This window comes from Mesobacillus zeae (assembly GCF_003570705.1).
Lineage (GTDB): Bacteria > Bacillota > Bacilli > Bacillales > Cytobacillaceae > Mesobacillus_C > Mesobacillus_C zeae.
The window spans coordinates 85448-96810 of the sequence record NZ_QWVT01000037.1 but is presented as its reverse complement, the minus strand read 5'-3'; the positions used below and the strand labels follow the sequence as shown (position 1 = coordinate 96810).

General features: G+C 45.4%; 8 protein-coding genes. 7 read left to right on the top strand and 1 reads right to left on the bottom strand.

The annotated features are described in order from the left end of the window. Nucleotides 1-297 precede the first annotated feature (297 nt). Nucleotides 298-1788, bottom strand: coding sequence for a sodium/proline symporter PutP (putP, locus tag D1970_RS19110; protein ID WP_119114450.1), 1491 nt, complete (start codon nucleotides 1786-1788; stop codon nucleotides 298-300). 355 nt (nucleotides 1789-2143) lie between these two features. On the opposite strand from putP, the gene D1970_RS19105 reads away from it, so the two are divergent. The 7 genes from D1970_RS19105 to D1970_RS19070 all read left to right on the top strand — a co-directional run bounded on the left by D1970_RS19105 (nucleotide 2144) and on the right by D1970_RS19070 (nucleotide 11068). Then, nucleotides 2144-3055 (top strand): diacylglycerol kinase, encoded by a 912-nt coding sequence (locus tag D1970_RS19105; RefSeq protein ID WP_119114449.1) that lies wholly within the window; start codon nucleotides 2144-2146, stop codon nucleotides 3053-3055. A gap of 415 nt (nucleotides 3056-3470) precedes the next feature. Further along, entirely contained in the window at nucleotides 3471-4022 is a 552-nt protein-coding gene (locus D1970_RS19095) for a cysteine hydrolase family protein (RefSeq protein WP_259339717.1), read from the top strand. A gap of 66 nt (nucleotides 4023-4088) precedes the next feature. Then, nucleotides 4089-5558 carry a nicotinate phosphoribosyltransferase gene (locus D1970_RS19090; protein WP_119114447.1) on the top strand — a complete coding sequence of 490 codons (1470 nt, stop codon included), beginning with the start codon at nucleotides 4089-4091 and terminating at the stop codon, nucleotides 5556-5558. 172 nt (nucleotides 5559-5730) lie between these two features. Next, entirely contained in the window at nucleotides 5731-7872 is a 2142-nt protein-coding gene (gene recQ / locus D1970_RS19085) for a DNA helicase RecQ (RefSeq protein WP_119114446.1), read from the top strand. Between the two features lie 60 nt (nucleotides 7873-7932). After that, nucleotides 7933-9303 (top strand): 23S rRNA (uracil(1939)-C(5))-methyltransferase RlmD, encoded by a 1371-nt coding sequence (rlmD, locus tag D1970_RS19080; protein ID WP_119114445.1) that lies wholly within the window; start codon nucleotides 7933-7935, stop codon nucleotides 9301-9303. A 323-nt stretch (nucleotides 9304-9626) separates the two neighbouring features. Continuing rightward, entirely contained in the window at nucleotides 9627-10175 is a 549-nt protein-coding gene (locus tag D1970_RS19075; protein WP_119114444.1) for a GNAT family N-acetyltransferase, read from the top strand. Nucleotides 10176-10303: 128 nt separating this feature from the next. After that, nucleotides 10304-11068, top strand: coding sequence for a MurR/RpiR family transcriptional regulator (locus D1970_RS19070; RefSeq protein ID WP_181213435.1), 765 nt, complete (start codon nucleotides 10304-10306; stop codon nucleotides 11066-11068). Nucleotides 11069-11363 lie beyond the last annotated feature (295 nt).

The following is an 11363-nucleotide window of genomic DNA, read 5'->3' as shown; positions in this document are numbered from 1 at the left end:
AATGAAAAATATTGACATCCTATTAGCTGGTTTAGTTAAAGAAGTATCCGGAATTCTGGTATAAGAAAACTCGCCATACTGAGTTTTACTATTTTTTTATAAGCCGAAATCTTTGTCAAAACGACGGTCATTTCAGTACAAACTTTTAGAAAAGCACCTCAAAACGGAACCCTCTAATATTGGATGGCTGGCGTTTTTTTTTGTAATAGGTTAATGTTGCTGGTAATCTTCTTCTCTTCAAGAGAAAAATACTGCATAAAGGCCCCTCCTCGGATGAGAAGGGGCTGCTCTTTACTCTTATTCCTTAAGTCCGCGGAGGCTTTCGTCGAATTCCTTTTCGATATCCTCATTGCGGTGGTAGGTGGCAAGGCTCACGACAACAGATACAATTAGGTTGATGAGGAAGCCTGGTAAGATTTCATATAATGATTCGCCAAACAGGACATTGCCAAGGTCGAAGTTTTTCCAGACAATGACGGTGACCGCACCGGCAATCATGCCGAACAGTGCTCCTTTTCCGTTCATTTTTCTCCAGAAAAGGCTGAGCAGGATGATTGGGCCGAATGAAGCGCCGAATCCCGCCCATGCATAGGCAACAAGCTCAAGGATGGTGCTGCTCTGGTCCAATGCAAGCAAGAGGGCAATAACTGAAACAGCGAGGACGGCCATTCTTCCAAAGAAGACGAGATGGCGGTCCGACATTTCTTTTTTCATAAGGATTTTGTATAAGTCCTCTGTCAGCGCACTGGAAGTAACGATAAGCTGAGAGGAAATCGTGCTCATGATTGCTGCCAGCACTGCTGCCAGAAGGAATCCTGCAAACAGCGGATGGAAGAATATCTGCCCAAGCTCGATGACCACTGCTTCTGGATTACCAAGTTTGTAGCCGGGATTTTGCTCAAAGAAAGCCAATCCGATCAGCGCGGTAAAAATTGTGCCCAACAGTGAGAAAATCATCCAGCCCATGCCGATCCGCCGGGCGCTTTTTGTTTCCTTTACAGAAGAGATAGCCATAAAACGGACGATAATATGCGGCTGGCCAAAGTAGCCGAGCCCCCAAGCAACTGCAGAAATGATGCCGACAAGCGTGGTCCCCTTTAAAAAGTCGAGGAGTGCCGGATCGATGGCTCTGATTGTGTCAAAAGTTTCTGCAGGGCCGCCGGTTTTTCCAAAGCCAAGGATAGGCACAAGCAGAAGGGCGACAAGCATCATCATCCCTTGGATAAAGTCGGTATAGCTGACGGCGAGGAAGCCTCCAAACAGCGTGTAGGCCACAACAACCGCTGAAACAATCAACAGTCCTGTGACGTAATCAATCCCGAAAGAGTTTTCGAAAAAGACAGCACCGGATACCATTCCGGAGGATACATAAAAAGTGAAAAAGATTAAGATAACAATTCCGGATGTAATCCTCAGTAGTTTGGTTGTATCTTTGAAACGATTTTCAAGAAAACTCGGAATGGTGATGGAGTCGTTCGCCACCTGTGTATAGGAACGAAGCCGCGGGGCGACAAGGACCCAGTTGAGATAAGCGCCAATGGTAAGCCCTACGGCAATCCAGGCATCGGCCAGGCCTGTTAGATAAATGCCCCCTGGCAGACCCATCAAGAGCCAGCCGCTCATATCGGCAGCCCCCGCGCTTAGTGCCGTTACTGCGGGCCCGAGCGAGCGTCCTCCAAGCATATAGTCAGTCAGGTTGCTTGTCTTTCGGTAGGAATACCAGCCGATTAAGAGCATCGCAGCCATGTATATACCGATCGAAATGAGTTGTAGTGTCTCATTCGACATTTTACTTCCTCCTTTAAATTATTATAATTTATTGAATATTTTATCATTAATGAAAAGATAAATTCAAATAATTTAGTAGTATTTTGAACGTATTTTACTATTGAACCAAAAATATATTATTTTATCAATATACGTTTTATGATGAAATAAATGGGATTTGAATGAAAGGGCATCGATTTCCTAAATTTGAATCATATGGGAATATATATTTCTCAATAATTTTGGTTGGAGACATCTAAAATATTCTAGATATATGCATTTGTTTTTTGCATATATTGCCTGCCAGAGGCATTTGAGCTATGATGTAAAAGGATGTAAATCAGTAAAAAATCATTTTCAATAGGATGATGGGGTAATGAAAAGAGCGAGAATTATTTATAATCCGACGTCGGGACGCGAAGTGTTCAAAAAGAGCCTGGCAGAGGTATTGATGAAGCTGGAGGTAGCTGGATACGAAGCATCCTGCCATGCGACAACAGGTGAAGGTGATGCAACGACTGCTGCAAGAATTGCGGTAGAGCGCCGTTATGACCTTGTCATTGCTGCAGGCGGCGACGGCACGATAAATGAAGTGATCAACGGGATCGCGGAGCAGGAGTACAGGCCGAAGATCGGGATCATCCCGACAGGCACTACGAACGACTTTGCCCGTGCAGTTCATATTCCACGCGGTATCGACGCAGCTGTCGATATCATTGTAAAAGGTGAAACCATTCCTGTCGATGTAGGGCGGATTAATGATAGATATTTCATCAATATTGCCGGCGGGGGCCGGATAACTGAACTGACATACGAGGTGCCAAGCAAGCTGAAAACAATGCTCGGGCAGCTGGCGTATTATTTAAAGGGAATTGAAATGCTGCCATCGCTCAAAGCATCAAATGTCAGCATTGAGTATGATGGAAAGCTATTTGAAGGCGAAGTCATGATGTTTCTTGTCGGCCTGACGAATTCTGTCGGCGGCTTCGAGAAGCTTGCGCCGAATGCATCGATCAATGACGGGATGTTCTCACTTCTTGTCCTGAAAAAAACTAATCTGGCCGAATTGATCAGGATTTCCACATTAGCGATTCGTGGTGAGCATATCAATGACCCGAATGTCCTGTATACAAACGCAAACCGGATCAAGGTCCACTCAAATGAAACGGTGCTGCTGAACCTCGACGGAGAGTATGGCGGAACATTGCCAGCCGAGTTTGAAAATCTCTATCGCCATATTGAAGTTTTTGTGCCGTTAGATAAAATCAGACCTGAAGATCGTCCGTAAATAGGATCACAGATATGAAGCCGACCGGTAAATCCGATCGGTTTTTTATATTAAGCAGGAGAAAAATCAGCAGAACTGGAAATAATAGATCAAATTAGGAAAATAAAAATGACAAAGCGGAAAGTGAATGCAGAAACAGGAAAATAAGCTGACCATAGGCCCCTGAGCAAGGCGCCTCCGCTTTTCATTGTCCAGCTGTAGCGCCTAGGTGCTCGAGTCATAAGCCAATCCGTCAAGAAGGTCAAAGAGCGACCTTCTGACCGGCTCGTCTTATGCTTGTCGCACCTGAGCAAGGCGCCTCCGCTTTTCTTTTTCCCGAGCCAATAATTTGCACTATTATCTGCAATTTATGAAAATAGGATTAAAACATGCTTGCGCATTCACAAATGAGACTGGGAAAAAGGGAGGATACGTTGTGGGGAAAAGAGTATTGATCAATGTCGACTATACGTATGATTTTGTGGCTGACGCCGGGGCACTGACCTGCGGAGAGCCTGGTCAGCGCATTGAAGAAAAAATTGTGGCGCTTACGGAAGAATTCATTGAAGGCGGAGACTATACGGTATTTGCGATTGATGTTCATGACGAGGGGGATGAATACCATCCTGAAACGAGGCTGTACCCGCCCCATAATATCAGGGGAACGGCCGGCCGCGACCTTTACGGTAGCCTGAAACCTCTTTACGAACGGAACAAGACGCGGGAAAATGTCCTTTACCTCGATAAAACAAGATACTCTGCATTCGCCGGCACGGATCTTGAGATCAAGCTTCGCGAACGCGGAATTGACGAAGTGCATATTGTGGGCGTCTGTACGGATATATGTGTCCTGCATACAGCGGTGGACGCGTATAACCGCGGTTTTAAAATAATAGTCTACAAGGATGCGGTAGCATCCTTCAACCAGGCGGGGCATGAGTGGGCCCTTGGACATTTTGAAGGTGCGCTTGGCGCAGTAGTAAAATAGGGATAGGAAAAAGGGAGACGAGCTGCAGCGAACAGAACTTGCAGAAGAGATGCGGAGGTTTTTTTCATGGAGAAGAAGTATAGTGACGATGGTTTCATGCTTCATACAGATCTTTACCAGATTAATATGCTGGAGACTTACTGGCGGGACGGGTTGCATAAGCGGAAATCTATATTCGAACTGTTTTTCAGGAAGCTCCCGTTCGGCAATGGGTTTGCGGTTTTTGCAGGGCTGGAAAGGATTGTTCAGTATATAGAGAACTTCCGCTTTACGGATGACGACATCGCGTATTTACGGAATGAGGCCGGATACGGTGAGGACTTTCTTGATTATTTGAATAATCTTCGCTTCACAGGCAAAATCACTTCGATGCGTGAAGGTGAGGTTGTGTTTGGCAGCGAACCGCTGATCAGGGTTGATGCTCCGCTTGGGGAAGCGCAGCTGATCGAGACAGCGCTCCTCAATATCGTAAATTATCAAACATTGATTGCAACGAAAGCCTCGAGAATTAAACACGTGGTGGGCAATGAAGTCGCAATGGAATTCGGTACGCGACGGGCTCAGGAAATGGATGCGGCCTTATGGGGTACCCGTGCGGCTTATCTTGCAGGGTTCGATTCAACGAGTAATGTCCGTGCCGGAAAGCTTTTCGGAATACCGGTCGCAGGAACGCATGCTCATTCGATGGTCCAGGCGTACCGTGATGAATATGCAGCGTTCTCTAAATATGCTGAGACTCATAAAGACTGTGTTTTCCTTGTGGATACATATGATACGCTCCGCTCCGGTGTGCCGAATGCAATCAAGGTGGCCCGCGAGTTTGGGGACCGGATTAACTTCATTGGCGTCCGCCTCGACAGCGGTGACCTTGCCTATCTGTCGAAAGAAGCGCGCCGTATGCTTGATGAAGCTGGATTTCCGGACGCAAAAGTGGTTGCCTCGAGCGATCTTGACGAGTATACGATCGTGAACCTGAAATCCCAAGGTGCCAAAATCGATTCATGGGGCATTGGGACAAAACTGATCACAGCTTACGACCAGGCTGCGTTAGGCGCTGTTTATAAAATCGTGTCGATAGAAAACGAAGCTGGCGTGATGGAAGATACCATCAAGATTTCAGCCAATCCTGAAAAAGTCACTACGCCTGGCTTGAAAAAGGTTTACAGGATTATCAATAAGAAAAAGGGCTATGCGGAAGGGGACTATATCACTCTAGAGGGTGAAAACCCGGCAAGCGAAAAGCGCCTGAAGATGTTCCATCCAACGCATACGTATATTAAAAAATACGTCAGTGACTTCGAGGCAAGAGAGCTGCATACGGACATTTATGCTGATGGCAAACTCGTTTATAAGCTTCCTTCGCTTGAAGAGATCCGGAAATATGCGAAGGAATCGCTTGGACATCTCTGGGATGAGTACAAGCGATCTCTGAACCCTGAAGAATACCCGGTTGACCTCAGCCAGAAATGCTGGGACAACAAAATGCGCAACATTGAAGAAGTACGTGCAAAAGTGGAAAGAATCGGCGCAGAATAAAAAATGGCGGGCTGTCCTGTTGACCAGGGCGGCCCTTGTTTTTTCGGCAAAAAATCTCCCCGGATGTATGTTAAAATAAAACAGGTATTGTTCTTCATCGTAGTTAATCAATGACTGCAGCCTCAAGCCGCCCCTTTTAAATAATCCCCACCGCAGAAAGGAGCTTCTCATTTTGCTTGAAAAAGCCCGCGAACTACTTAAAACATACTTTGGCTATCCGGCTTTCCGCACAGGCCAGGAGCAGGCGATTGTTTCCGCCTTGAATGGCAAAAATACGGTATGCATCATGCCGACTGGCGGAGGAAAATCGATTGTCTACCAGATTCCTGCATTGATGTCACAAGGGACGACACTTGTCATTTCTCCGCTGATTTCACTCATGAAGGACCAGGTTGATACATTGCGCCAGCTTGGAATATCGGCGGCCTATATCAACTCGTCATTATCAGCTGCAGAGGCAGCGGAAACACTGGAAGCAGCCGTCTACGGCGAATACAAGCTATTGTATGTGGCTCCCGAGCGCTTAGAGTCTTCTGACTTCCAGGACAAGCTCCAATATATCGATATTCCGCTTGTCGCTGTTGATGAGGCGCATTGCATATCACAATGGGGCCATGACTTCCGGCCAAGCTATCTGCAGATTGCCCGGCTGGTGAAAGCTTTGCCGGGGAAGCCTGTGGTGCTGGCCCTGACGGCGACCGCAACGCCAATGGTACAGGAAGATATTTGCCAGTCGCTCGGCATCGATTCTGCCAATGCAGTCATTACTGGCTTTGAGCGCACCAATTTAGCTTTTTCAGTCATCAAGGGGCAGGACAAGCTTTTGTTCCTGAAGGACTATGTGAAAAAGAACAGCAAAGAGGCCGGTATCATATATGCGGCGACAAGAAAAACGGTTGACCAGATCCATGAATGGCTGCAAAAAGAAAACATTGAGGCAGCAAGATACCATGCCGGCATGAATGACACTGAACGGAACAGTGAGCAGGAAAGGTTCCTTCGTGATGAGGCGACTGTCATGGTGGCGACATCCGCTTTCGGCATGGGAATTGATAAATCGAATATCAGGTATGTGATCCATTTCCAGATGCCGAAGAATATGGAGAGCTACTATCAGGAAGCAGGCCGTGCGGGGCGGGATGGCCTCGACAGCGAGTGCGTCCTTCTCTATTCGTCACAGGATGTGCAAATCCAGCGGTTTCTCATTGACCAGTCGGCGGAACAGATCCGAATGGGCCAGGAACTTGAAAAGCTACAGAGCATGGTTGATTATTGCCACACCGAGGATTGCCTTCAGGCGTCCATTCTCCGCTACTTTGGCGAATGCGACCCTGAACCCTGCGGCCGCTGCGGCAACTGTACTGACAGCCGCGAGAGCGTTGAGGTAACGAAGGAAGCACAAATGGTGCTGAGCTGCATCATCCGCATGGGCCAGAAATTCGGCAAGGCGATAACAGCAGGCGTCCTGACCGGTTCGCGGAACAAGAAAATCCTTGAGTTCGGGTTTGACCGTCTAACCACATATGGAATCATGAAAAGTCAAAGTGCGAAGGCAGTGACCGAGCTTATTGAATTTCTTATCTCGCAAAATCTGATTGGTGTGGAACACGGTGCGTATCCGATAATTTTTGTTGCTCCGGAGGGAAAGGACGTCCTGACGGGGAAGGCGCAAGTGTTCCGGAAAGAAGCGGTTAAAATACGGCAGGTGGCGAATGACGATCCGCTGTTCGAAGAGCTCCGCGAATTGAGGAAATCAATTGCGGACGAGGAGCGTGTACCACCGTTTGTTATTTTTTCCGATACTTCGTTAAAAGATATGTGTGCACGGCTGCCTGTTAACGAGGAAGATTTTCTTCAGGTCAGCGGAGTAGGCCAGCATAAGCTTGAAAAGTATGGGAAGCCTTTTATTGAGAGGATCATTCTGTTTCGAGAGGCCCATCCGGAACGAGAGACGTCAGCCGCAGTGTCGGCCGCACCGACAAAACCGGCGAAAAAAGCGGTGGGAGATTCCCATCTGGAAACGTACAAGCTGCACGGGGAAGGCCTGGGTGTGGCGGAGACCGCCCAAAAGCGCGAACTTGCAGCCAGCACGGTTGAAAGCCATCTCATTCAATGTTTGCAGCAAGGAATGGAGATGAACTTTTCCCTGCTCGTTCCCGACGAATATTTGGTAATGATTGAAAAGGCAGTGGAGGAAGCTGGAGCCGATCGGCTAAAGCCAATCAAGGAGCTTTTGCCTGATGAAGTCAGCTATTTTATGATAAAAGTGTATCTCCATAATATGAGGCAAAAGGAAAAGAGTCTGACTGAATAGGGCAATATGGCCTCTGTTGTGATAAAATCGAGCATATCTTAATTGAAAAGGAAGTATGTAATGGATAAAAGTATTCCGGTAGAGAAGAATGATTGTATTGAAGCAGTATGTGAGGACCTGACACATGACGGATCCGGTGTGGTCAAGATTGATGGCTACCCAATCTTCGTTCCTGGCGTTCTTCCTGGTGAAAAGGCGTCCATCAAGATTATCAAGGTGAATAAAGGCTACGGATTCGGCAAGCTTGTCGACATCCTTGAACGCAGTCCTTTCCGCGTCGATGTCAGCCCGGAGGAAGCACATAAATACGGTGGCTGCCAGTTGCAGCACATCAGCTATGAGGGCCAGCTGAATTCCAAGGAGAACCTCGTGCGCCAAGCGATGGCACGGATTGGAAAGCTTGAGAACGCAGCCATCCATCCGGTCCTCGGCATGGAAAATCCATGGAATTACCGCAATAAGGCACAAGTACCTGTCGGGCAAAAAGACGGCAAGCTGATTGCCGGTTTCTACAAGCCTCGGAGCCATGAAATTATCGATACGGATGAAAGCCTGATCCACCTGCCAGAGGTGAATGAGGCAATAAAAGTGGTGAAGGAGATTTGCAGCAAGCTTGAGATCCAGCCGTTTAACGAAGAAAAGCATACCGGCATACTCCGCCATATCATGGCCCGCTACGGAAAAGAGTCAGGCGAGCTCATGATCATCCTTGTGACAAGGATATCGGACTTGCCGCATAAAAGTCATCTCGTCGAGAAGATTTTGGCCGCGCTTCCGAATGTCAGATCCATTATCCAAAACATTAATACGAAAAAGACGAACGTCATCCTTGGCGAAAAAACGAAGGTGCTTTGGGGCAGCGACGTGATTTACGACAATATTGGCGATGTGAAATTTGCTATCTCGCCGCTAAGCTTCTACCAGGTGAATCCTGTCTCAACGAAAGTGTTGTATGACAAGGCGCTAGAGTATGCAGGTCTCACGGGGAAAGAAACGGTCATTGACGCTTACTGTGGAATCGGAACCATCTCCCTGTTTATGGCGAAGAAAGCGAAGAAGGTATACGGAGTAGAAATCGTTCCTGATGCGGTTAAGGACGCAAAGCGCAACGCCAGCCTCAACGGCATCACCAATGCTAAATTCGAAGCGGGCCTAGCAGAAACAGTCATTCCGAAATGGTACGAAGAAGGCATCGTCGCAGACGTTTTCGTCGTGGATCCGCCGAGAAAAGGCTGCGATTCAACTTTATTAGAGACCATCATTGAGATGAAGCCGAAAAAAGTCGTTTATGTCAGCTGCAACCCGGCAACCTTGGCACGCGACCTTCGCATCCTCGAGGACGGTGGCTACCAAACCAAGCAAATCCAGCCAGTTGACATGTTCCCTCATACGACACATGTGGAATGTGTCGCGGAAATCGTACTGAAGTAAGGCAACTAACGATTGTTGTTTAGTAACCTGAAAAGATGAGTCTAAGAAGCAGAAACCTATTGCCGGTTTTCTGCTTCTTTTTATTTTCGGACAAAGTGTCGTGGACGCGTGAAGCAATCGAGGAAATAAGCCGCCTGTCTAGTAGTTGTCACAGAAGAGCAGTTTTTTTGAATCCTTCGTTTAACAAGAATATAAACAACAGTTCGTAATAGAACCATCTATAAAAGAGGATAAGACTATGAGACGAAAACTGAATATTTAGATATAATTATAATATCAAGGCTGCTAATAAATACGAATACGATAGAAAGTGGTGAGAGGCTATTAATATTGAAGCTTTTTATAATGAATTTCCTGTTATAAAGTCTGATCATCTCATTTTGAAGAGAATAGAAGAGAGTCATCTGGAGGGTGTTTTTGCTATTTATGATAATGATCGAGTATTTGAATACTGCGGGATTATTCCTAAGCATAACAAAGAAACAGTAAAAAAGATGATTGGACATTTTGAACGTGATTACAGCAAGAAGACCAGGGTGAAGTGGGGCATTTTTTCGAATCATGAGTTGGTGGGAATTATTGAAGTCTTTGACATGAATCATAAAGTAAATATGGTGAAGATCGGGTATTTTTTAGCTGAATCACATTGGGGCCGGGGCATTGCTACGGAAGCTGTAAGTATGTTGGTGGAGTTTTTATTTAAAGAAGCAAACGTCAACAGAATCCAGGCCGAGGTCATGCTGCAAAATGAGAATTCAAAGAAGGTCCTGCTGAAGAATGGTTTTATAAGAGAAGGGACATTAAGGCAAGCCGCAATATGGTCAGGGAAAGGAATCGTTGATATAGAAATATACAGTCTTCTGAAAGAATAGCAATTCAATTCACAAATCTTTCTTTAATTCCCTCACATTGTTAAATGCTTGTGAAAACGCTATACAAAACAAGTGAATTTTCCTACTATTAAGAAAGGACTATGTGAATGGCTTTGAAAGGAGATACTATGGACTTTTTTGCTATAACTTCTAAACATATTCATGCACTAAACAGTAACGAGAAAGACCTTTATAATCACATCATTCGCAATATGGAAGAAGTGAAAAAAAGCACGGTACGTGATCTTGCGTTGAAATGCTATGTATCTCCTGCTACAATTATCAGGTTTTTACGGAAAATTGGCTTTTCTGGCTATAGCGATTTTATCGCAATTTTGAAATATACGGATATAAATATGGTAGAGAACCAAAATCCTTTTGTTGTCTCACAGGAAGATTATCAAATTGAGTATTTAAAAAACATTTATGAATCCGTGCGGGTCCTTGATCAGGCAAAGGTGGATAAAATTATTCAGATCCTTGAACGAAAACCGAGGATTGTTATAATGGCACGCGGGTTGAACAAGAGTGTTGGCCATTATTTTGAATATATTTTCTCCGGTCTAGGGTTTGACGTCATTTTTCCTGAGGATCACTATTTTCGAAAGATGCTGCTGAATGGCATACATAGTAACGATCTTGTTTTCTTTTTATCGTACGGCGGGGAAGATGAAGAACTTATCTGGGACATAGAGCAACTCAATATTAAGTCGAAAGCCACCGTCGTTTCCATCACCTCAGCTAATAATAATCCGGTACAAAACATGAGCCATATTAATCTTTATGTATTTGCAGACCAAATTCAGTTTAATGATATTGATATGACATCAAGAATCTCGATGATCGGCATTATCGAATTAATTGCCTACAAATACATGGAAAGAGAAACTTAGGTTAACGCGCCAAAACAAACATAGCAAAAATATCAGAATAACTTTTGAGAACCCCCTTTGGAGTCAGACAAACGGCTTCAATGGGGTTTTTTTGTTCTCTTTTATTTTTAGGGCTGCTGTTTTCCGCTTTCATGAAACATGTTTCATGTTTTGAAACATGTTTTAATCAACTCGCCCCCGATTCTAAAGGCGCTGAAACTATTCTCATTCAGTGTAGACAGGATTACTATATGAGTATAAACATTACTGCAGGAATGTTGGCAATTTTTAAAATTAAATAACGGTATATTCGGAA